Source organism: Mesorhizobium sp. B2-3-5, from assembly GCF_006442395.1.
In the GTDB taxonomy this organism is placed as follows: domain Bacteria; phylum Pseudomonadota; class Alphaproteobacteria; order Rhizobiales; family Rhizobiaceae; genus Mesorhizobium.
This window is the reverse complement of sequence record NZ_VFVX01000036.1, coordinates 24,226-46,604: the sequence shown is the minus strand read 5'-3', so window position 1 is coordinate 46,604 and position 22,379 is coordinate 24,226. Positions and strand designations below refer to the sequence as shown.

Annotated in this window: 21 protein-coding genes; 4 read left to right on the top strand and 17 right to left on the bottom strand. The window is 64.9% G+C overall.

The window, feature by feature from the left end; all coding sequences use genetic code 11:
• Window positions 1-208 precede the first annotated feature (208 nt).
• Complete coding sequence (locus FJ958_RS27095; protein ID WP_140747747.1) at window positions 209-1,423, top strand: alpha-D-ribose 1-methylphosphonate 5-triphosphate diphosphatase; 1,215 nt, start codon at window positions 209-211, stop codon at window positions 1,421-1,423.
• A gap of 33 nt (window positions 1,424-1,456) precedes the next feature.
• On the opposite strand, the gene FJ958_RS27090 is transcribed toward FJ958_RS27095, so the two are convergent.
• From FJ958_RS27090 to FJ958_RS27080, 3 genes are all read right to left on the bottom strand, one after another.
• Window positions 1,457-1,657 (bottom strand): hypothetical protein, encoded by a 201-nt coding sequence (locus tag FJ958_RS27090; RefSeq protein WP_140747743.1) that lies wholly within the window; start codon window positions 1,655-1,657, stop codon window positions 1,457-1,459.
• Between the two features lie 255 nt (window positions 1,658-1,912).
• Entirely contained in the window at window positions 1,913-2,422 is a 510-nt protein-coding gene (locus FJ958_RS27085) for a hypothetical protein (protein ID WP_140747740.1), read from the bottom strand.
• Window positions 2,423-2,435: 13 nt separating this feature from the next.
• Window positions 2,436-3,266, bottom strand: coding sequence for a class I SAM-dependent methyltransferase (locus FJ958_RS27080; protein ID WP_140747737.1), 831 nt, complete (start codon window positions 3,264-3,266; stop codon window positions 2,436-2,438).
• Window positions 3,267-3,348: 82 nt separating this feature from the next.
• On the opposite strand from FJ958_RS27080, the gene FJ958_RS27075 reads away from it, so the two are divergent.
• Both FJ958_RS27075 and FJ958_RS27070 read left to right on the top strand, forming a co-directional pair.
• A complete protein-coding gene (locus tag FJ958_RS27075; protein ID WP_140747735.1) occupies window positions 3,349-4,257 on the top strand; it encodes a LysR substrate-binding domain-containing protein in 909 nt (302 codons plus the stop codon).
• A 112-nt stretch (window positions 4,258-4,369) separates the two neighbouring features.
• Window positions 4,370-6,397, top strand: a complete 2,028-nt coding sequence (locus FJ958_RS27070; protein WP_140747733.1) for an amidase — start codon at window positions 4,370-4,372, stop codon at window positions 6,395-6,397.
• A 63-nt stretch (window positions 6,398-6,460) separates the two neighbouring features.
• Here the strand turns inward: FJ958_RS27070 and FJ958_RS27065 are convergent, their stop codons facing one another.
• The 3 genes from FJ958_RS27065 to FJ958_RS27055 all read right to left on the bottom strand — a co-directional run bounded on the left by FJ958_RS27065 (window position 6,461) and on the right by FJ958_RS27055 (window position 9,695).
• The gene (locus FJ958_RS27065; protein WP_140747730.1) at window positions 6,461-6,811 is read right to left on the bottom strand and encodes a hypothetical protein; all 351 of its coding nucleotides are present in this window, start codon (window positions 6,809-6,811) and stop codon (window positions 6,461-6,463) included.
• Window positions 6,812-6,842: 31 nt separating this feature from the next.
• Window positions 6,843-8,135, bottom strand: coding sequence for a DUF6880 family protein (locus FJ958_RS32575; RefSeq protein WP_348642225.1), 1,293 nt, complete (start codon window positions 8,133-8,135; stop codon window positions 6,843-6,845).
• 537 nt (window positions 8,136-8,672) lie between these two features.
• The gene (locus FJ958_RS27055; RefSeq protein WP_140747724.1) at window positions 8,673-9,695 is read right to left on the bottom strand and encodes an LLM class flavin-dependent oxidoreductase; all 1,023 of its coding nucleotides are present in this window, start codon (window positions 9,693-9,695) and stop codon (window positions 8,673-8,675) included.
• Window positions 9,696-9,813: 118 nt separating this feature from the next.
• On the opposite strand from FJ958_RS27055, the gene FJ958_RS27050 reads away from it, so the two are divergent.
• On the top strand, window positions 9,814-10,899 hold the full coding sequence (locus FJ958_RS27050) for a CaiB/BaiF CoA-transferase family protein (protein WP_140747720.1): 1,086 nt from the start codon (window positions 9,814-9,816) through the stop codon (window positions 10,897-10,899).
• Between the two features lie 93 nt (window positions 10,900-10,992).
• Here FJ958_RS27050 and FJ958_RS27045 read toward each other — a convergent pair whose 3' ends face one another.
• From FJ958_RS27045 to FJ958_RS26990, 11 genes are all read right to left on the bottom strand, one after another.
• The gene (locus FJ958_RS27045) at window positions 10,993-12,054 is read right to left on the bottom strand and encodes an ABC transporter ATP-binding protein (protein ID WP_140747717.1); all 1,062 of its coding nucleotides are present in this window, start codon (window positions 12,052-12,054) and stop codon (window positions 10,993-10,995) included.
• 9 nt (window positions 12,055-12,063) lie between these two features.
• Window positions 12,064-12,876 (bottom strand): carbohydrate ABC transporter permease, encoded by an 813-nt coding sequence (locus FJ958_RS27040; protein ID WP_140747714.1) that lies wholly within the window; start codon window positions 12,874-12,876, stop codon window positions 12,064-12,066.
• On the bottom strand, window positions 12,876-13,751 hold the full coding sequence (locus FJ958_RS27035) for a sugar ABC transporter permease (protein ID WP_246677088.1): 876 nt from the start codon (window positions 13,749-13,751) through the stop codon (window positions 12,876-12,878). The genes FJ958_RS27040 and FJ958_RS27035 overlap by 1 nt, the downstream gene beginning before the upstream one ends.
• Before the next feature lie 188 nt (window positions 13,752-13,939).
• Window positions 13,940-15,232: a sugar ABC transporter substrate-binding protein gene (locus FJ958_RS27025; RefSeq protein ID WP_140747704.1), complete on the bottom strand. Its 1,293-nt coding sequence runs from the start codon at window positions 15,230-15,232 to the stop codon at window positions 13,940-13,942.
• 64 nt (window positions 15,233-15,296) lie between these two features.
• Complete coding sequence (locus FJ958_RS27020) at window positions 15,297-16,313, bottom strand: Gfo/Idh/MocA family oxidoreductase (RefSeq protein ID WP_140747701.1); 1,017 nt, start codon at window positions 16,311-16,313, stop codon at window positions 15,297-15,299.
• Complete coding sequence (locus tag FJ958_RS27015) at window positions 16,310-17,032, bottom strand: N-acetylmannosamine-6-phosphate 2-epimerase (RefSeq protein WP_246679778.1); 723 nt, start codon at window positions 17,030-17,032, stop codon at window positions 16,310-16,312. Before FJ958_RS27015 ends, FJ958_RS27020 begins: the two co-directional genes overlap by 4 nt.
• A gap of 72 nt (window positions 17,033-17,104) precedes the next feature.
• Window positions 17,105-18,001 (bottom strand): N-acetylmannosamine kinase, encoded by an 897-nt coding sequence (locus tag FJ958_RS27010; RefSeq protein WP_140747695.1) that lies wholly within the window; start codon window positions 17,999-18,001, stop codon window positions 17,105-17,107.
• Window positions 17,985-18,812: a MurR/RpiR family transcriptional regulator gene (locus FJ958_RS27005; RefSeq protein ID WP_140747692.1), complete on the bottom strand. Its 828-nt coding sequence runs from the start codon at window positions 18,810-18,812 to the stop codon at window positions 17,985-17,987. The genes FJ958_RS27010 and FJ958_RS27005 overlap by 17 nt, the downstream gene beginning before the upstream one ends.
• 125 nt (window positions 18,813-18,937) lie before the next feature.
• On the bottom strand, window positions 18,938-20,086 hold the full coding sequence (locus FJ958_RS27000; RefSeq protein ID WP_246679777.1) for a GNAT family N-acetyltransferase: 1,149 nt from the start codon (window positions 20,084-20,086) through the stop codon (window positions 18,938-18,940).
• Between the two features lie 162 nt (window positions 20,087-20,248).
• Window positions 20,249-20,524 carry a hypothetical protein gene (locus FJ958_RS26995; RefSeq protein WP_140747686.1) on the bottom strand — a complete coding sequence of 92 codons (276 nt, stop codon included), beginning with the start codon at window positions 20,522-20,524 and terminating at the stop codon, window positions 20,249-20,251.
• Window positions 20,525-20,679: 155 nt separating this feature from the next.
• A complete protein-coding gene (locus tag FJ958_RS26990) occupies window positions 20,680-22,176 on the bottom strand; it encodes an aldehyde dehydrogenase family protein (RefSeq protein ID WP_140747683.1) in 1,497 nt (498 codons plus the stop codon).
• Window positions 22,177-22,379 lie beyond the last annotated feature (203 nt).

Below are 22,379 nucleotides of genomic sequence, written 5' to 3'. Positions count from 1 at the left end.
ACTATGACGATGGGCTTGCCGAGCAGATCTCCAGAATCGGCAGCCCCGACACCCGGCAACTCGTTCACGCCAAGCTTCAGGTATCATTAGCGATAGACACGCATGTTCGCGATAAATCGTCCGCGACGATGTCGCCGGCCTCGTCGACCGCGAAATCCATCTTTGAAACCGCTTCCTTTGCAAGCGATATGACAGCGAGAGACATTAGATGTGGCTGAGTGAATTCGAAATTGTCCTGCGCGACCGCGTCGTTGCCTGCGGCGCCATCAGGATCGAGAACGGCAGGATCGCCGAGATTCGCGACGAACCCGTTGAGCAGGCCGACATATCGGGTGGCGGCCGCCTGTTGCTGCCCGGCTTCATCGACATGCATGGCGACATGGTGGAGCGGGAAGTCGAGCCGCGCATCGGCGTCCACGTGCCGATGCGGATCGGCATCGCCGAGCTCGACAAGAAGCTCGCCTCATGCGGCGTCACCACCGCCTATGCCGCGCTCTCCTTCATCGGTGCCAGCGTCACCAGCGGCGTGCTGCGTTCGGAAGATCATACGAGCACGATCATCGACACCATGACCGCAATGAAGGACGACCTGCTGGTCGATCACCGCATCCATGCCCGCTTCGAGGTGACCTTCACCCCGGCGGTTCCCATGCTGCAAAAGCTGATGGACACAGGCAGGCTGCACCTGATCTCGCTGATGGATCACACGCCCGGACAGGGACAGTACCGCGACGTCGAACTCTACATCGCCCGCATCGCCAAGGAGCGCGGCATGTCGGTTGCCGCGGCATCCGAGGTCGTCGGCAAGCGCATGGCCGGCCGCAAGGGCCAGGGCGATGTGCTGAACGCCCTGCAGGACCTTTCAGCCCGTGCGCGGGCTCGTGGCATCGTGCTCGCCTCGCATGATGACGACACGCTGGAAAAGGTGGAGCTCGTCCACGGCCTCGGCGCCACGCTCAGCGAATTCCCGGTGACCCTGGAAGCGGCGCGGGAAGCCCGCAGGCTTGGCATGCACACCGCCATGGGCGCCCCAAACGCGCTGCGCGGCGAATCCTACTCGGGCAATCTTTCCGCCCGCGAGGCCTACGAGGCCGGGTTGCTTGACATGCTGGCCAGCGACTACCACCCGGCCTCGATCCTGCCGGCCATTCTCGGCCTGGCGGAACCGCGCGACGATGGCCTCGTGGCGGCGGCGGCGCTGACAAGCGCCAACCCGGCCGCGGCGCTGGGGCTCACCGACCGTGGCGCCATCGAGCCCGGGCTGCTGGCCGATCTGGTCGTGGCTGACCGCCAGCCCGTGCCGCGTGTGCGCGCCACCTTCCGCGCCGGCCGCATGATCTATGGCGACGGCACGCTTACATCGGCGCGAAATGCGCAACATCCTCAGGTTGAACGGGCGACCGCCGGCCTTGAATTGCTGTAAACGGAAAGCCGTTCCACAATTGCTGGAACTGCTCTAAACGTCGAGCACGACCGTCATGCCCCGGACCTCGGCCATTTCGAGCAGAAGGTCCTGCAGGCTTTCGAGGGTCGGCGCCGTGCCGGTTGTTGCTGTCAGCTCCGCGATACTTTCTTTCATGGAAATAGCCGCAACTCCGGTTTTCTCGGACAGCAGCCGTCCGATGGCCGCGCGGACAAGGGCATTCTGGTCAGGCATGATTCCCCTCTCTCATGCTGGGATCTCGGCACAACTTTTTTCAATAATATGCCTTGGATGCAACTTCTGCGAGCCTTGGCCTACGCTTGCAAGTCGTCTTGTGGATCCAGGTCGTCTTGTGGATCTTCGTCTTGAACGGCCCGGCAACCGCTCAGCTGCGAAAGCGACCGCAACACCAGCCGTCGCGGGCTCGACGGTTTCAATTGCAGCAAGCAGGGCCAGCGGCAAGCGAGGCCGCCGCTCTCCCGTCCTTCATCACGGGTAGGAGCCCTGAACCGCCTCGGGCCGGCGCCGCGTCAACAAATAGAAGGCGGCGACATGCGTGATCATCAGCAGGGGAACATAGATGATCGGAATCGCGTAAGCCGCGCCCAGTTCTCCCGCCAGATCGGGAAGGCCGAGCAGAACCCCATGGTAATAGTCGACGACGATGTCGACTGCCCCGACCAGATTGAAGGCGACGACGAACAGCCAGAAGACTGAACGCATCCGCACCGTGAGAAGCGCCAGCATCGCCAGCAATCCGGTGGCGAAGTCGGCGTATGCGGCGAAGACCGCGAAACCGGCTGGCAGATTGGTGCCGACGATGCCGGGAAGGATGAAGACCAGCCCGAAGAAACGGAAACTGTGCAGCGTGGCGATGGCGCGCTGCGCCTCGATCGGGTCCATCGATCTGAGCCTCGGCCAGACATAATAGCCGAAGCACAGCAACCATGGCACGTAGCCCAAGGCGAGATGGATATCAAAGATCGTTGCCGGTGACATCTCACGCCTCCTGTCAGGCCTTGCCCGGAACGGCTTCGAAGACCGCCGTCAGGATGCCCAGCCGGTCTTCCATGAGGTTGCGCCCAAGGTTGGCGGCAACGCCCGCGAAACCCGACCCCATGACAACGCCAAGATTGAGCAAAGCGGGCGGCCCGGACGCCCGCAGCTGGGCGAACCAGGCCTTGGCCGTTGCGGTGTCGTCCTGCCAAACCAGCGGCTCAAAGTCCGCCCGCTCGATCCGCGTCCGCGTTTCGGCCGCTGTGAGCAGAAAACTCTCCGCTGGAGTGCGCGCCCAGGGAACGGGGTAATGAGGGTCGCCGCCATTCAGCACGACGTCATAGGTTGCAAACCGGCCGCCCGGCTTCAGCACCCGCCTGATCTCGCTGTAGAGCCCGTCCCGGTCGGCGATATTCATCGCCACGTGCTGCAGCAGCACGACATCGAAATGGCCGGCATCGAAGGGAAGCGCCAGCGCGCTGGCTGCCTCGAATGTCACCTTTGCGCTCAGTCCGGTACGTTCGGACAGGTAGTCCGCCGCCTCGACGAACGGCTCGCTGAGGTCGACGCCGGTCACCCGGCAGCCATAAGTCGCGGCCAGAAAACGGGCCGGCCCGCCAAGTCCCGATCCGGCATCCAGAACCGTTGTGTCCGGCCCGATCCCGGCCAGGCCGGCAAGCTCGGCGGTCGCCGCGAGCCCTCGGGTGTGGAACTGGTCGAGCCCGGCCAGTTGCTCCGGCATGAGCCGCTGGTCCTCCGGCCCAAGAGCCGCCAGCGCCGTCTTGAGACGCTCGGTCAGGCCGCTGGCGTGGTAGTGGGCGCGCACGCCGTCGAGATTGTCTGTCATCGCGGTTTCCTCTGGTTTCGTCCTTGCTGGAGACATAGGACCGCTTCCGGGCCGCGACTATCCGCGATAATGTCGATGTGTCATGAAGCAGAACTTCACAGTAAGGCAGGGCGCGCTTGATGGCGTCGAGGCTTTCCTGAGCGTCGCCCGCCATCGCAATTTCCGAAAGGCGGCGGCGGAGCTGAAAGTGACCCCGTCGGCGATGAGCCAGGCGATCCGTACGCTCGAGGCACGCATCGGGGCGGCGCTTTTCATCCGCACCACGCGCAGCGTCGGCCTCACCGAAGCCGGCGAGCGTTTCCTGTCGCGCGCGGGGCCAGCCTTCGAGGAACTGGTCGCGGCAAGCGAAGTCGCGCGTGATCTTGGCCAGCGTCCGACCGGACTGCTGCGCCTTTCGGTGCCGCCATCGATCGTGCCGGTCCTGCTGGAGCCGCTCATCGCCTCTTTCTGCCAGGCCTATCCGGAAATCGAGTTGGAGATCGTGGCGGGTGGAGAACTCGTCGATCTTGCCGCCGAGGGCTTCGACGCCGGCATCCGGCCCGGCCAGTTTGTCGCCGCAGACATGGTCGCCGTGCGCTTGACGCCACCGCTGCCATTCGCGGTCGTCGGCAGCCCCGACTATCTGCGCCAGCGCAAGGTGCCCGAACAGATCGAGGATCTGCGCGGCCATGCCTGCCTGCGCATGCGCCGCTCAAACGGATCGATCGCGCCCTGGCCCTTTCTCGACGGCAGCAAACCGGTCGAGGTCATCGTCTCCGGGCCGCTTATCGCGCATGATTATCCAACACTGCTTGGGGCGGCGCTAAAGGGGGCCGGGCTTGCCCAGGTGCCCGCGCCGCTCGCCAAGCCGGCAATCGCCGACGGCCGTTTGCAGGAGGTGCTGAAGCCCTTCGCCGCGACCTCGTCGGGGGTTTTCCTGTACTACCCGGCAAAGCGGCAAATGTTGCCCAAGCTGCGCGCGTTCATCGACCATGTCAGGCACCAAGGGTGACGCTGGAGCCGCTCCGCGCCCGAGTGTGGCTCGCAACGAAACGCGATTGGCTCTTGCCGAAACGAGCCGCCGCCTCCATCCATGGCGTGCGGAAAACAGCCTGGGACCAATGATGACCGATGCCAGCCTAAACCTTGTCGAAGCGACGATCGACCAACTTCGAACCGCGCTCGACGACGGCGCCGTCACCAGCGTCGAACTGGTCGCCGCCTATCTGCGCCGCATCGCGCATTTCGATCGCCATGGCATCAGCCTCAACGCCGTTCCGGTGCTCAATCCGGCGATGTTCGAGGAGGCCGCCGCTTCGGACCGGCGGCGGCGCGATGGCGCCACGCTCGGACCGCTTGACGGCATCCCCTACACCGCCAAGGACAGCTACAAGGTCAAGGGCCTGACGGTCGCCGCCGGCTCGCCGGCCTTCGATCATCTCGTCGCCAATGAAGACGCCTTCACCATCGCCAGGCTCAGGGCCGGCGGCGCGGTGCTGATCGGCCTCACCAACATGCCGCCCATGGCCAATGGCGGCATGCAGCGTGGCGTCTATGGCCGTGCCGAAAGCCCATACAATGCCGACTATCTGACCGCAGCCTTCGCGTCGGGTTCGTCCAACGGCTCGGGTACGGCGACGGCTGCCTCCTTCTGCGCCTTTGGGCTCGGCGAGGAGACCTGGTCGTCGGGCCGGGCGACGGCCACCAACAACGCGCTGGTCGCCTACACGCCCTCGCGCGGCGTCATTTCCGTGCGCGGCAACTGGCCGCTGGTGCCGACCATGGATGTCGTGGTGCCGCATACGCGCAGCGTGCCCGACATGCTGGAACTGCTCGACGTCATCGTTGCCGACGATCCCATGACGCGGGGCGATTTCTGGCGCGCGCAGCCCTGGGTTGCGTTGCCGAAAAGTTCGGAGACAAGGCCGCGACGCTATACCGACCTGACGCTCACCGGATCGCTGAAGGGCATGCGGCTCGGCGTGCCCAGGATGTATATCGGCAGCGACAGCGAGGCCGACCGGCCGATCGAAACCCGTGCCTCGGTGCTTGCGCTGTGGGAGCAGGCGGCGACCGATCTCAAGCAGCTTGGCGCCGAGGTGGTGGAAGTCGATTTTCCCGTCGTCTCCAACTATGAGCGTGACCGCCCCGGCGCGCGCACCATGGTGGAACGTGGGCTGGTGCCGCAAGACTTCGCCGACCGCGAAATCTGGGACCTCTGCATCTGGGGCTGGGACTACTTCCTGCGCGCCAATGCCGACCCCGCTTTGCCCGATCTCGCCTCGGTCGACGGGCCGAAGATTTTTCCCCAGCCGCCGGGCACGCTGCCCGACCGCTATGAGGGTGGTTTCGATCTGTCGGAATATGTCGAGCGGGCGAAATCCGGCGTCACGCCCTTCAGGGATATCCCGACGATGGAGGACGGGCTGAAGGGGCTCGAGGCAACAAGGCGCATCGACTTCGAGGATTGGCTGGACGCGCAGGGCATCGACGCCGTGGTGCTGCCCGCCGCCGCCGATGTCGGGCCGGCCGACGCCGACGTCAACGAAGCCTCCGCCGCGCTTGCCTGGCGCAACGGCACCTGGGTCGCCAACGGCAATCTGGTCTGGCGCCATTTCGGCATTCCGACCGTCACCGTGCCGATGGGGACCATGGCCGACATCGGCATGCCGGCCGGCCTCACCTTCGCCGGCAAGGCCTATGACGACGAAAGGCTGCTGCGCATGGCCGGCGACTACGAGCGATCGACCCGGCGCCGCACAAGCCCGCCGCGCACGCCGGAACTGGATGGTGATGTGTTTTCGCGCCGCCCCGTCCAAACCGGCGGCGGCAAAGCGCCTCCCCTCGCCATCGCATTGGCCGCCGAGACGCGCACTTTGGGCGATCAGGACGAAATCGTTGTCACGCTGGACCTGCCCGTTGAAGCAGCCGAGGCGGAGAAAGCCGGCGTCAAGGTGCATGTCAACGGAGAGGAAATCGCCATGCAGCGGGATGGCACACGCCTGACCGGCCGCGCGCTCGTTCCGGCCGCCGAACATCGGCGCTTCCACAGCGTCTGGCGCGGCTCGTACGGCTCAATCGTCACGGCGGTGGTGCGGCTGCAGGACGGGCGCACCGCCGGAGCCTATGCGGTTACCGGCGGGATTGGGTGAGGACAGCGGCCACTTCGTCGTCCCAGGGCGAAGCAAGGAGCGAAGCGACGCGGCGCAGTCTTGTCACGCTTGGACGGAGCGCTTCGCGAAAAAGGCAAGGGTCTCGCGAATGCTCTCCAGCTTGTCCTGCGCCAGGCCGGCAAGCGCGCTTTCGTTCAGATATCCTGCCTGAATGAGGTGGGGAAAGACGAAAAGAAGCTGCGAATAGCGGTAGTCGAACATATCGTCGAATTCGCGCCGCTTGCCCCGCAAATAGTCCTCGACTTCCCACATCTCGGCCGGAGTCGCCACGGCGCTGGCCTTGTCCTTGAATTCGGCCATTATCCTCGCCAGCGCCACCTCGACGGCAGCATCATAAGCCCTTCGTGCCACCTTCTTTTCAGATCCGGACCAGCTAAGTTCTCTGAAATCCATTGGATGCCTCCACATATCTATGGCGGTAATTTCAACCCAGGAGTTTCATGAAACTGCGTTTGCGGCGATGGCGCAACTTCACATCCGCGACAAAATCGGCCTGCTCCGCCGGCGACCGCAGCTTTGCCATCCGGGCGATCCGTTTCACCGCTTCCGCGTATAGTCCGGCAACGGCGAGTTGTTCGATCTGCGCCGCGTAGAATTCGATCGCCTCGTTTGGAAACTTCGTTTCGCAGGCCTCCACGAGCGCTTCCCTAGTATATTCCGAAACGCCTGGCCTGCGTGCCGCCGACCACGCCGCGTCGAACTTCTTTTCATAGATAAGTATGTTCACGAGCAGGTCGGCGTGGTCACGTCGATTCTTGGCGCTGGCCAGTCCGGCTTCCAATGACGCCAGTGCACGCGCCGCCGCCGGGCGACCGGCACTGCTTCCAATCTGTTTGTAGAGCTCGAGGCTCGGCGCCTTGCCGAATGCCCGCTCCAGATGCGCTTCGGCGTCCGCCTTGCGTCCCGCATTTTCCAACAGCTTCACGGCAAAGAACAACAGCGCCTCGTCAGGCTGGCGATCCTCGAACAGCCAAAGCCCCTCTTCCGCATATTGCAGGGCCTGTGTCTCGCGCCCCTGCGACAGGCACAGCCTCGCGAGTTCCAGGTACCTCCACGGCGAAGACAAATCGTTGAGACGCAGGGCAATTCGCGCTTCGACGTCACCGTCTCGCTCGGCAAAGGAATCGAGAATACCTGTCAACTGATCAAGCTGGAATTCGATGGTGAAGTGGGTTGGGTCCGGCATCGATCGAAGGTCTTCCCACGCGACCATTGCAAGCCGCTTGTATTCGGCGAGACCTGTGCCGCCGAGTATGTCGGCGTAGGTGATCGATCCGCCGGCAAACGTGTCGAAATCGCTTTTCGTCTCACGCTTGAACAAGTCGCGTGCGAGCGCAACTGGATCGGGCCGCACCATGTGCGCTGCGGCCAAGTGTATCTCGCCGGCACGGAAATGCAGAGCACCAAGAATGCCATCGGAATCGTCGATCGACCCGGAAGCCTGTTCAATGCGATCCATCGCATGCTCGACAAGCCTGAGTGCGATTTCCGCGCGCGGTCCGGACGCAAGATCGGCAACCGCATCGAGCGTTGCATCTATCCTTGCTTGCCAGCGCGGAGCCTGCCGGTAATCGATATAGGTCCCGGTGCGCGTTGCCGCCCCGATCGCTTTCCGCAAACTCGCTTCCAGCGTCTTGTCGTCGGCCTGCGCGAGAGCCGAGTCCATATCCAGCTTGCGCAACAGCTCCGGATCGTCTTCCGCCAGTTCGAGGACCATGTCCACCAACCGGTCGACACCCTTGCTTTTCAGATATTTCCGTATTCGCGCCGATGCATCGGCCGCTTTGGCTTCAGTGCCGGCGCTGCCGTCGTTCGCGGCGAGCGCCGTCGCAACCATATGCTTGCAAAAACCCAGATCCTCGAAAGCGGGGCAGGAACATTCGCCATCGATCGCCGATCCGCGCCCGGTGACGACCGTATGATAGTCCTCCGTGCCGGCAACCTGCGCGACGACGCGCCTGGCGGTGAGAGAAACAATTTCGACGCGTCCGTCACGGCAATAGTCTTCGCCGCGCGCGAATGTCTTTCCACCAGCCAGTTCTCGCAACCTATCGGGATCAAACCGAAGCCCCGCTTTTGCTGCCATGCTTGTGACCTCGACCCGATAGCTCGATCTGGAACTAGCCACGCGCCGCCCGGAGCAAATCGCGCTCCACGATCAGCGCCATCCCCCGGCAATCACGGCTTCCTTCGGCATGCCGGGTGAATCTCCCTGAACTACCCCGCCATGACCGATGGTTACACGGCGCGGCCGTCAGCGCCAGCCGAGCGCCGGCGCGACGTGGGTCAGGATCGCCTCGATGACATGGGCGTTGTAGTCGACACCAAGCTGGTTGGGCACGGTGAGCAGCAGCGTGTCGGCCTCGGCGATCGCCTCGTCCTGCGCCAGTTCCTTGATCAGCACATCGGGTTCGGCGGCGTAGCTGCGCCCGAAGATCGCCCTGGTGTTTTCCTCGATGAAGCCGATCTGGTCGCGGCTCTCATTGCCGCGCCCGAAATAGGCGCGGTCGCGATCGTCGACCAAAGCGAAGATGCTGCGGCTGACCGAGACGCGCGGCTCCCGCTGGTGGCCGGCCGCCTTCCAGGCCTCGCGATAGACACGGATCTGCTCGGCCTGCTGGACGTGGAACGGCTTGCCGCTCTCGTCGAATTTGAGCGTCGAGCTCTGCAGGTTCATGCCGAGCCTGGCCGCCCATTCCGAGGTGGCGTTGGTGGCGGCACCCCACCAGATGCGCTCGCGCAGGCCTTCCGAATGCGGCTCGAGCCTGAGCAGGCCGGGCGGATTGGGGAACATCGGCCGTGGATTGGGCTGGGCGAAGCCCTCGCCGCGCAGCGTGTCGAGGAAGACCTCGGCGTGATGCCGCGCCATGTCGGCGTCGCTTTTGCCTTCCTGCGGCGCATAGCCGAAGTAGCGCCAGCCATCGATCACCTGTTCAGGCGAGCCACGGCTGATGCCAAGCTGCAGCCGCCCGCCGGCGATGATGTCGGCCGCTCCCGCATCCTCGGCCATGTAGAGCGGATTCTCGTAGCGCATGTCGATGACCGCCGTGCCGATCTCGATGCGGCTGGTCTTGGCGCCGATGGCCGCCAGCAACGGGAATGGCGAGGCGAGCTGGCGGGCGAAGTGATGCACGCGGAAATAGGCGCCGTCCGCGCCCAGTTGCTCGGCGGCAACCGCTAGATCGATGGATTGCAGCAGCGCGTCCGATGCCGAACGCACCTGCGATTGCGACGAGGGCGTCCAGTGCCCGAATGACAGGAAACCGATTTTTTTCATGGCCCTGAAGTATATGCGACCGGCACGTGCTTCAATGGCGAAAGCGCGGGGTTACACACCGTCGTCCAACGCAATATCAAGCCACGCCACCGAAAGGTTGACCGCCATGGAGGGTGGGATGCTCAGGGGTATCCGCATCGTCGAGATCGAGGCGCTGGGGCCGGCGCCCTTCGCCGGCATGCTGCTCGCCGATCTCGGCGCCGATGTCATCGTCGTCCACCGCAAGGACGCATTCGCGTCCGGCCAGCCTGAGCGCTCGCTGCTCGATCGCGGCAAACGCTCCATCGCGCTCGACCTGAAGAATGAAGACGACGTCGCCGTGCTGATGCGCCTGATCGCCACCGCCGACGGACTGATCGAGGGGTTCCGCCCCGGCGTCATGGAGCGTCTCGGGCTTGGCCCGGAGGCCTGCCTCGCGGTCAACCCGCGGATGGCCTATGGCCGCATGACCGGCTGGGGGCAGGATGGTCCGCTTGCCCGCACCGCCGGCCACGACATGAACTATATCGGCGTGTCCGGCGCGCTCTGGTACGCCTCCTTGCCCGGCGAGCCGCCAATGGCGCCGCCGACCCTGGTCGGCGACATAGGGGGCGGCGCGCTCTATCTGGTGATCGGCATGCTCGCCGCCATCATGAACGCACGCACCAGCGGACAGGGCACCATCGTCGACACGGCGATCGTCGACGGGTCAGCCCATCTGATGAACCTGCTGATGTCGCTCGGCCAGTCGGGCGCGCTGGCCGCCGAGCGCGGCCGGAGCCTGCTCGACGGACCACATTGGTGCCGCGTCTACCGCACCGCCGATGATGGTTTCATCAGCGTCCAGTGTCTGGAGCCGAAATTCTACGCGCTCTTCCTCGACAGGCTTGGCCTGGCCGGCGATCGGCAATTCGCCAGGCAGTTCGATCGCGACCTCTGGCCCGAACTCGGAGACCGGCTGGCGGCGATCTTTGCCGCCAAACCGCGCGACCAATGGATCAGCCTGTTCGAGGGCTCGGACGCCTGCGTCGGCCCGGTACTTGGCCCGCATGAAGCGGCATCGCATCCGCACATGGCCGCGCGCGGCACATGGCGGACCGTGGACGGTGCTCTTCAAGCGGCGGCGGCACCGCGTTTTTCGGCAGGGGCGCGATGGTCACCGGCCGGAAGCCCGGCGCGCGGCGAACATGATGCCGAAATCCGCGCGGCCCTGGCGGAGCCGTGACGACGTCGACGCCGTGTTCTCCGGCGACGTAATCGCGCCAGCAATGGCTCCGCCCGGACCGCTTCCCCGGGTGGGGAGCGACGCCGGCCTGATTCAGCGAATGCGCAGGCCCTGCGCGTCGAAGAGGCGCGTGCGGCCGGGCAGGAAACGCAGCGTGATCGTCTCGCCGAAACGGGGCTGGTCCTCGCGCCGTTCGGCGACCACCGTTTCGCCGCCCGGCAGCGCGCCGTGCACGTAGGAGGTCGATCCCAGGCGCTCGGTGACATCGACGGCAAGCGTAAGTTCGACACCCTGCTTTTCATCGAGATGCTCCGGCCTGATGCCCAGAGTGACCTCCTGGCCATCGACGAGCCGCGTCGCCAGATGCGAGACGTCGACCCTGGTATCGCCGACCAGCACGGCTTTCCCGTACTCGGCTACGCGGGCCTTGAGGAAATTCATGCGCGGTGAGCCGATGAAGCCGGCGACGAAAGCGTTGTCGGGATCGTCATAGAGCGACAGCGGCGTACCGATCTGCTCGATCTTGCCGGCTTTCAGCACGACGATCTTGTCGGCAAGCGTCAGCGCCTCGGTCTGGTCGTGCGTCACATAGACCATGGTGCGGCGGATCGACTGGTGCAGGCGCTTGATCTCGGCGCGCAGCTCGGTGCGCAGTGCCGCGTCGAGGTTGGACAGCGGCTCGTCGAACAGGAACAGCCGGGGATCGCGCACCAGCGCCCGGCCGATGGCGACGCGTTGGCGCTGGCCGCCCGACAATTCGCGCGGTCGGCGCTCCAGCAGCGGTTCGATCTGCAGCAGCCTGGCCACCGCGGCGACCTTTTCTTGCGATGTCTGGCGGTCGAGCCCGCGCATCTTCAGCGGAAAGGCGATGTTCTCGGCCACCGACATGGTCGGATAGAGCGCGTAGGACTGGAACACCATGGCGACATCACGGTCCCGCGCCGGCAGGTTGGTGACGTTGCGGTCGCCGATGATGATCGTGCCGGAATCGATCGGGTTGAGCCCGGCAACGGCATGCAGCAGCGTCGATTTCCCGCAGCCCGACGGCCCGAGCAGCACGACGAAGGAGCCCTCCTCCACCTCGACCGAGACATCGTCGAGCACGCGCACCGCGCCGTAGGATTTCGACACCGACCTTATCGACAGTTTCGCCATCGGAACCCCTCAGCCTTTCACGCTGCCCAGCGTCATGCCGCGCACGATCTGCCCCTGCACCAGAACGCCAAGCACGATCATCGGCAGCATGATGAGCGTGGCAGCGGCCGTCAGCGCGCCCCACTGGATGCCCTGGAAGGTCAGGAACGAGGTGATGGAGACCGGCAGCGTCTGGGTGTCGCGGCCGGTCAGCACCAGGGCGACGAAGAACTCGTTCCAGGTGAACAGCACGCACAGGATCAGCGTCGCGACGATGCCGCCTCGCGCCGCCGGCAAATAGACATGCCAGAACACGCTGAATTCGCGCGCGCCGTCGACGCGGGCCGCATCGCGCAATTCCTTCGGAATGTCGTCGAAGAAGGTGATCAGCAGCGAGATCGCGAACGGCACGTTGACGAAGGCATAGGCGGCGATCAGCAGCCAATGCTGGTTCAGCGCGCCGATGCGCGTCGCCAGATAATACATCGGGATGACGAACAGCAGCGCCGGCGCGATGCGCAGGCTGAGGATGAATTTTTCCTTGGAGCGGCGCAGATCGCCCGGCTGCTGCGCCAGCCCGTAGGCGGCGACCGAACCAATGGCCACTGCCAGCGCGCTGGACAGGATGGAGACGATGAAGGAGTTGGCGAAGGCGCTGAGGAAGCCGCGGTTGGCAAAGACGGTGCGATAGTTGTCGAGCGTGGGGCTGAACAGCCAGACCGGCGGGATGGCAAAGGCGTCGCGCGTCGTCTTGAACGAGGTCACCACAACCCAGTAGAGCGGGAACAGCACCGCCAGCAAAAGCAGCAGCAGGCCAAGATAGAAAACCGCGCGCCGGCCCATCAGCGCTCTCCCGCCTTCGGAAACAGCACGCTGTACATGGTCAGCAGAGCGACGTTGGTGAAGATGGTCAGGATGACGGCGATGGCCAGCGCATAGGAAATGTCGAAATTGGTGAAGGCGACGATGTAGCCGTAGTAGTTCAGCGTCTCGGTCGACAGCGCGGGGCCGCCGCGCGTCATGATGTAGAACAGGTCGAAGGCCTTGATGCTGTCGATCGCCCGGATCAGCGCGACGATGGCGAGCGCCCGGCGCAGCATCGGCAAAAGCACGTACCAGGTCACCTGCCATTCGCGCGCGCCGTCGACGCGGGCGGCGTTCAGGGGATCAGTGGGCGCGGACTCCAGGGCCGCCATCACCAGCAGGATGACGAAGGGCGTCCACTGCCAGATGTCGGCTATCAGCACCGAGAACAGCGCGATCCGCGGGCTGCCCAGCCAGTCGATCTGGGACAGGCCGGCGAGCGACAGGAGGTAATTCGCCATGCCGGTGGCGGGATCGAACAGGAAGCGCCAGGTCAGCCCGACCACCACCGGCGTCATGATGATGGGCACCAGCAGCAGCGTTCTCACCAGCCGCTTCATGGCGAAGTCGCGGTCGAGGAACAGCACGACGGCAAGGCCGAGCGCGATCTCGATCACCGTCGCCAGCGCTGTGAACAGCACCGTGCGCCACAGCGCCGCCATGGCGCGCGGATCGCCGAAGAAGCGCAGGTAATTGTCGAGGCCGACGAACTTCTCGCGCCCGGCGCGCATCAGCGACAGATCGTGCAGCGAAATCCAGATCACGAACAGCGTCAGCGCGACCGATGCCACGGTCAGGCAGACGATAATCGGCTGGAAGAAATGCCTCGTCGGATCCGACGCTGTTGTCGTCACGATGCTCAATCCATCAGTAAGGGGATTTCGCCCTGCCGCGCACAGGGAGCGCACGCGGCAGGGCACGCCTGCCCGCCTAGCCGGATGATTTCAGGTCGAATCGACCTGAAATCTGAATCCGTCTCTAAGTCAAAGAGATAGAGCATGATGTCGTCCGAAAACCGCTTCACGCTTTTCGGCATCATGCTCTAGCGGGCGAGCGCGGCGTTGTTGGCCTCATCCGCCTCCTTCAAGGCATCGGCGGCGCTGGCCGTGCCGGCCAGCGCCTTGGAGACGGCGATACCGGTGTTGTTGATGATCTCGTTGGCCTGTTCCACCGTCGGCAGATATTGCGGATTGCCGGCGTTGATGGCGGCGATCATGCCCTCCTTGAAGGCGCCGTAGCGCTTGCCGAAGGCCTCGCCGTTCAACACCGAAAGCGAGGTCACGCCGGAATTGGGATCGGTTTCGATCGCCTTCAACTGCTGCTCCTTGGCGGTCGCCCAGGCGGCGAACAGGGCGGCCGCTTCCTGGTTCTTGGATTCGGCCGAGACATACATCGAGTGCACGGCGAGCGAGGACGAACCGCCCTTGGGCGAGGACGACTTCATCGGCACCGGCACATAGCCGACCTTGCCGACGACCGTGGAGACAGTGGGGTCTTCGTTGTAGGCGCCGTTGACCGTGGCATCGAGCGTAATCGCCGCCTTGCCCTGCTGGAACAGCAGCCGGTTTTCCTCCCAGCCGAAATTGGCGACGCCGACCGGGCCGTAATCCTTGAGCACCTTGGTGAAGGCCTCGAGTGCCGAGACACCGTCCGGCGTCGCCAGCGCCGACTTGCCGCTGGCGTCGAGGAACGAGCCGCCGAAGCCCCAGAGATAGGCCGCCCAGACATAGACGCCCTGGATGCCTTGCTGGCCGCGCATGGTGATGCCGGCGATCTTCTTGTCGGTCTTTTCCGAAATGGTCTTGGCCGCGTTCTCGATGTCGTCGAACGTCTTGGGCGCGGCGAGACCATACTGCTCGAACAGGTCCTTGCGGTACATGACGAAGGTGCTTTCGCCATAGACCGGAAGTCCGTAGACCTTGCCGTCGACAATGTTGGTGTTGAAATAGCCGGGCACGAAATCGGCCTTGTCGAAATTCTCCTTGTGCTTGGCCAGGAAATCGTCGAGCGGCACGATGTAGCCCGACTTCACGAAGCCGGGCAGATAGATGATGTTGTTCTGGACGACGTCATAGCGGCCGGACTTGGAGGAGAACTCCAGCAGTTCCTTGGCCGTGATGTCCTGCTCGGGCACCACTTCGAGTGCAACGTCGATGCCGGTCGCTTCCTTGAAGGCCGGCAGCAGCTTCTGGATGGCGTCGGTCGTCGGATGGCCTTCGAGCAGGACGGACAGCTGCACGCCGGCGAACGGCTTGTCCTGCGCCGAGGCCGGCAGGGCCGCGGCAAGCGCGGCTGCGGCCACGCCAAGCATCAACACGTTGCGTCTGTTTAGCATTTCTCATCTCCCATTGTTGGGCCGCTGTGGCCTCGTTTCAGATTCCGACCGTGGTTCTCACCCCCTAAGCGAGGCGCACGATTTCGCCGCTCTGCGCCGACTGCATCATCGCCAGTGTGAGTTCGAGCGAACGAAGGGCATCGCGGCCGCTGGCGATCGGCATGTCGGCGCCATCGAGCCAGGCCAGCAGGCCGCCGAGCTGACGCGCCAGGTCGCCGTCGAGACGGCCATTGACGACAGGCCAATGCTGGGTATCGATCTCGCGCGACGTCTCATTGCTGGCGTAGTAGAGGCCGCTGTCGCCGCACTGGACCTCGAACGACCCTTCGGTGCCGATCAGCTCCATGCGGGCATCGATCATGTGGCGCGCGCCCGCCGGCAACGACCAGGCGCTTTCGAAATTCACCACCGTGCCGTCGGAGAAACGTACGATCGCGGCCAGGCTGTCCTGCGTGCCCGACGCGCCGAGCAGTCTGTTGGTCTGCTGGGCATAGACCGAAATCGGCCATTGCCCGTCGAGCATCCACAGCACCATGTCGACATCGTGAACGGTGACATGCAGCGCCAGCGGCAGCTTGCCGCCGTAACGCTTGGGCCCTTCGGTGCGGGCGCTGTTGCGCCGGGCATAGATGTGGATCGGTTCGCCGATCTTGCCTGAAATCATCAGTTCCTTGGCGGCGGCGTAGCGCGGATCGAAGCGCAGGAGATAGCCGATGCCGAGCTTGACCTTGGCCGCATCGCACGCCGCGATGATGGCCTGCGCATCCTCGACGGTGGAAGAGATCGGCTTCTCGACGAAAATGTTGATGCCGGCCTTGGCCACGGCAACCGCCGGCGCCAGATGCAGATTGTCGGGCGTGCAGATCGAGACGAGGTCGAGATCGCGCTCGGCCGTCAGCAGCGCCTCATGGCCGGCATAGACCTTGCAGCCCGGCGCTTTTGCGGCAACGGCGCCGGCCAGTTCCAGATTCGGATCGACGATCGCCGCCAGTTCGTAGCCGACCATGTTGGCGAAGATCGCGGCATGCATGGAGCCCATGAAGCCCGCACCGATAACGGCAACGCGGCGGCGCTTGATCATGACTGGTTCCTTTTCAATAGCGGGCCGGCGCTCCAGGCGGCGACCTTGTCGGCGAAATGGCGGGTGATGGCGTCGGGCCGCGTGATGGCGCCGCCAACGACAATGAAGCGGGCGCCGAGCTCGAAGCAGCGGACCGCCTCCTGCGGCGTCCAGATGCGCCCCTCGGCGACAAACGGCAGACCAGCGCCGGCGAGCTCTTCCATCAACGGGAAATCCGGTCCGCCCTGCTGGTTGGAATAGGACGTGTAGCCGGCCATTGTGGTGCTGATCAGGGAGGCGCCGGCATCGAGGGCGAGCCTGGCTTCGTCGAGCGTGCTGACATCGCCCATCGACAGGCGCCCCTTCTGCGCGATCGCATCGAACATCATCTTGAGATCGGTCGGGCGCGGCCTGTTGGTGGCGTCGAGGGCCACGATATCGGCACCGGCGTCGACGATCGAGGCCACATTGGCGAGCGTCGGGGTGATGTAGACCTCGGTGCCGGCACGGCGCGCCTTGATCAGGCCGATGATGGGAACGCTGACCTGCCTGCGGACGGCTCCTATGTTCGCGGCACCCTCGATGCGCACACCGGCAGCGCCGCCGAGGACGACCGACCGGGCGATGGCGGCGATATGCTCGGGAGCATCAAGCGGCATGCGGGATTCCGCCTGGCAAGACACGACCAGCGTTCCATCGAGCCGGGCGAGCACATCACCTTGCGCCTGGGGGGCCTGCACCTGGAGCATCTCCTTGCATAGGGAAGCATTTGCCCCTCCAGACAATCGCGGATGAAACTTTTTGTCAAGAAATTATTTTAGATGAAAATTTCCGTCAAAAAGCAGCGCGGCCCCCAACAGACCTGCATCGGCGCCAGCCTTCGCGGCAACGATCGGGCGCTGGAAGACGGCTGGAAGCTGCAGGGAGCGCGCGCTCAGCGCCTCGATGAAGCCCTCCGCCAGCCCGACGCCGCCGCCGACCGCGAAGCAATCGATGTCGACGGCCGCCGTCAGGTCGGCGAAGCCGTTGACCAGCGCGTCGACGGCGGAGGCGATCACCTCGGCGGCGATTCTGTCGCCCTGCCTGGCGGCCGCGAACAGATCCGGCGCGCCAACTTTACGACCGAGCCGCTCGCTGCCGCGACGGGCAAGCGCGGTGCCCGAGGCGATCGTCTCCAGGCAGCCACGCCGGCCGCAACCACAGATCACGCCACCCGGGTCGGACATGGTGTGCCCGGCATGGCCGGCCAGCCCCGTGGCGCCCACCTGCAGGCGGCCGTCGATCACCAGGCCGCAGCCAATGCCGGTGGAGACTGTGAAGAAAGCGAAGTTGCGATAACCCCGGCCGGCGCCGACGGTGAATTCGGCCCAGGCCGCCGCCTGGGCATCATTGACGACCAGCGGCGGCACGCCGAGCGCCGTTTCGAGCGCCTCGGCCAGAGGATAGCCGTTCTCGATCGGCAAGGTCCGCGGGTTGAGCGCGGTCAGCGCGCCGTCGCGGACGATGCCGGTGGTGGCGACGGCGACGGCACTGACCGCATGCTTCGGCGCGAGACCGGCAATCGCGGCGACAAGATCGTCGCCCCTGCCCGTCCTCGGCGTCGCCGTCTGGCGCCGGTCGAGCAAATGCCGCCCGTGCACTTCGGCGGCGGCGATCTTGGTCCCGCCAATGTCGACGGCAAACACCGCGCGGTCAGAAGCTGCGGTCACTCACGACCTCCGCCGTACGGCCAAGCAGCACCAGCCGCGCCGGATCCTGCCGCGTCATCTCGGCCACCAGCGCATCGACGATCAGCAATTGGCTGATCTTCGACGGGAACGCACCGCCGGTCAGCGGCGTCTCCGGCCATGACGCGATCAGGGCAAGGTCGCAAACGGCGACCAGGGGGCTCTTCGAGCGGTTGGAGATGCCGATCACGAAGGCGCCTTGCGCGCGCGCGAGCTCGGCAATGCGCACCGCGTCTATGGTCGAGCCCGAACTCGAAATCACCACCTGCACCGTACTCTTCTGCGTGGTGCCTGCGGCCATGGCAGCCAGGTGCGCATCGCCGAGCGCCCGGCTGAGCTTGCCGATGCGGGTCATCTTGTAGGCGAGATATTGCGCCGTGATGGCGGAAGCGGCGATGCCAAAGCAGTCGATCGCCGTCGCCGCCAGGAGTTGCCGCGAGGCCGTGGCGATATCCTCCCGGACGATGAGCTGCTCTGTTTCGCGCAGCGAGATGATGGCGGTTTCGACCAGCCGCTGGATATCGTCGGTCGGCGAGCCGATATCCCTCGCCCGCTCGTCGGTCGCCAATTCCTTGGCCAAGGCCAGCTTGAAATCCTGGAAGCCGGTAAAACCCTGGTCGCGGCAGAAGCGCATGACGCTGGCCTCCGACGATGCGGACGCCTCGGCAAGTTCGGTTATGCTCTGGCGCAAGGTGGCTTCGGGCTGCGCCAGCACCGTATCCGCGACGCGCGCCAGCGCCGGCGTCATGTCCCCAGCCGCCGCCCGAAGCGAGGCAATAAGCGCATGTGTCATGAAATGTCTCGTTGTTGGAGCATGATCTCATCCGAAAACCGGTTCCCACTTTTCGGGATCATGCCCGGTCTTTGCTTGAGCATGATCTCGTCCGAAAACCGGTTCCCACTTTTCGGGATCATGCTCTAGAAATGCTCCGCCACCCAGGGCGGCGGTCCGGCAAACAGCTGGTCACACAGACGTATGTCAGCCGCCTCGCCGATCACCTGGCCATACTGCGCCAGTTTCGAGGCGCTGCGAAAGCCCGTGAACAGCTGAACGAATGCCGGAGCCCGCAAGGTAACCGTCGGGCATCCGCCGGTCGCCTCGCCCACCTCGGAGGCGCCATCCCTGATCCCGATCTCCAGCGCCGTCTCCGCTGGCTCGATGCGCAGCGCCAATCGGGCGGCATCGACATGGTAGCCGCGCTGGCGCAGGGCCGCGGCCGGATCGAGCACCCGCAGCAGCCATTCCTCCTGATGGGCGAGCCGCCAGCCTTTGTCCGGTATTGCCGCCACCAGATCGTCCTGCGGACCGCCATGCCAGCGCACGGCCGGGTAGACCGAGCGGAACCGGGCCAGGAAGGAAAGCACGCCCCGCGCGGCTTCAGGAGAAGCGGCGTACCAGTCGCGGACATCGAGACGGGCCTCCTCGCCCATATCGAGGATCAGATAGGCCGCGTCGCCTTCGGCCAGGTAGGCGGCCAGCGCGTCGGTTGGCTCACACCACAACTCATTCCAATGCGCCGGGCCACGGCTGAGCAGGCCCGCCTCGCGGCCCGCCTTGGCGGCATAGGCTTTGGCAATGCGTGGATCGTCCAGCTCGACACGCTCGAAGGCGAGCTTGCTCGCCGCCGGCAGGCTGGCCGTCTCGGCCTCATAGACGATCTCGTGGCCGGCGAGCTCGAAGCCGCTCTTGCGGTAGACCGGGCGCGTCGAGGCAAACAGCGTGGCAATCGCGGCACCCTTGCCTTGCGCCTCCGCGCACAGGGCATCCACGAAGGGAACGGCCAGACCCTGGCCGCGACGCTCCGGCGCGATCGCCACATGCGCGATGTTGGCCGCCCGCACCGACCTTCCATGAAAGACATGCGCTGTCTCGAGCAGCGCCGCGCAGGCATCCGGACGCCCGCCCTCGCCCCGCAGCAGCCTGAGCGAGCCGAGGCCGACATGGGCGATGTATTCGTCCGATCGCGCCTTGCCGAAGCCGAAGGCCCAGCTCAGCAGGCGCGCGATGTCGGGGACGTCGCTGGCTGTTGCAGCCTCGACGTCGATAGGACTGAAGTTTTTTTTCATCTTAATCTCACGATTGGCGCTTTTCATCATACCCTGAAAACGCCAATGTGCAACGGGCCGCAGGGCGGCACGCGAAACGGCAGCGGCATCAAGCCGTTGCCGGGATCTCCCGCAGACTTTGGTGAAGAGACCAGCGTTTGCGCATCGACGACCGCGCGCCGGCTATTTTCCGCAATGATGGTCGTTGATCTTGTTCAGCGCATTCGCGTCCGGACCTATCCGATCGTAGGAGCAGGCGCCGGCGGCGGTGGTGAACAGCTGCTGGTCATAGTAGCGCGGGCCACCGAACAGGAAGTCGATGAGGTCGTCATCGGCGGGAACGTAACGGACCGGTTCGGCCTGATAGTGGCGATGCCTGGTCCCGGCGAGCGCCGACGAGGACATGGCACAAGCCACAGCCAGGGCAAGAGCTGAGATCGCAACCCGTTTCATCGGCAACACCCTCCTGGCCGTTCCGATTCCATCTTATATCGAAAATCGCCAGAGGAAGAAAAGTTCCTGGGAAACGGCGGCGCCAGCGGATTTCCCCCGTAGCATGGTTATGGTGCGCCATGGCTTCTCGGAGCGGTTGATGAACTTGACCGCCACTACCCTCAGTCGGTCTGGATCCAGATCGACTTCGTCTCCAGATACTCATGGAGGTGCTCGATGCCGCCCTCGCGGCCGTAGCCGGACATCTTCATGCCGCCGAATGGCACCGCCGGGTCGATGGCATGATACATGTTGACCCAGACAGAGCCGGCCTTGATGCGGCGCGCGAGCTTGTGCGCGGTGCCCAGATGGGTGGTGAAGATGCCTGCGGCCAGCCCGTAGGGCGTCGCATTGGCGCGCGCCACCGCTTCGTCCAGCGTGTCGAAGGGCATGGCGGAAATGACCGGCCCGAAAATTTCCTCGCGCGCGATGGTCATCATGTCCGACACCGAACCGAAGACGGTCGGCGCGATGAAATTGCCGCCATCATAGAGCGCACCCGTCAGCCGCGAGCCGCCGGCGACCAGTTCGGCGCCTTCGTCGCTGCCGGCCTTGATATAGCCCTCCACCTTGGCGGCCTGGCGGGCATTGATGAGCGGCCCGATTTCGGTCTCCGCCTCGATGCCGTGGCCGATGCGCAGTTTGCCGGCGAACTCGGCGACCCGGCGCACGAATTCGTCGTGGATCTCGCGCGCCACGAACAGGCGCGAACCGGCAATGCAGATCTGGCCCGAATGCACGAACACCGCCATCGCCGCGACTGGAACAGCCTTATCGATGTCGGCATCACGGCAGACGATAACAGGCGACTTGCCGCCAAGCTCCAGCGAAACGCGCTTGAGGTTGGCGACGCCCGCCCGCGCGATGGCCTGCCCGGTCTGCGTCGAACCGGTGAAGACGATCTTGTTGACGTCGGGATGTTCGGCCAGCCGCGCGCCGGCCTCCGCACCCGTTCCCGTGACGATGTTGACCACGCCGTCGGGCACACCGGCTTCCTGCATCAGCCGTGCGATCAGCAGCGGCGTCAGCGATGCGTCTTCCGAAGGCTTCAGCACGATGGCGCAGCCTGTGGCGAGCGCCGGCGCGATCTTCCAGATCGACGAGGCGGTCGGCGCATTCCAGGGGATGATCGCGCCGACGACACCCACCGGCTCGCGCCGGGTGAAGGAGACGATCTCGCCGGGAATGGAATTGTCGATCGCCTCGCCATGCAGCGCGGTCGCCATGCCGGCGTAGAAGCGCAGCATGCCGATGACACGGCGACGGTTGGCGAGCGTGCGCGTGATCGGCAGCCCCATGTCGAGCGTGTCGGAAACGCTGAGCTCTTCCCAATGCGTCTCGAACAGGTCCGCGATCCTGAGAAGCACGCACTGCCGCTCGTAGGGCGAGAATTTTGACCACGGTCCTTCGAAGGCCGCGCGCGCGGCGGCGACCGCCGCATCGATATCCGCGGCTCCCCCGCGCGGCACCGTGGCCAGCACTTCGCCCGTCGCCGGGTTGAGCGCCCGCATCTCCTGGCCGGATTGCGCCGGAACCCACTTGCCGCCGATGAACATCGGCCGGAATTCGCCGTGGTAAAGCGTGGTCGCCTTCGCCCTGGGGTCGAAATTCAGCGTCATCTCTTCTTCCTCACGAATTCCGTGGCGATTATTACTCCCGGCGCCGGCGCCCTCAAACAAGGAGAGCAAAAAGGGCGTCAATTCATTCTTCCAAGCGCCGTGGCTCGGGGAAGGTAGCCCGAAAACCGCGTACCTTGTCACGGGATTTGTCCAGTTTGGACAAATCCAACCGCAAGTAACCTATCCGCCCGCGGTTTGCGGTA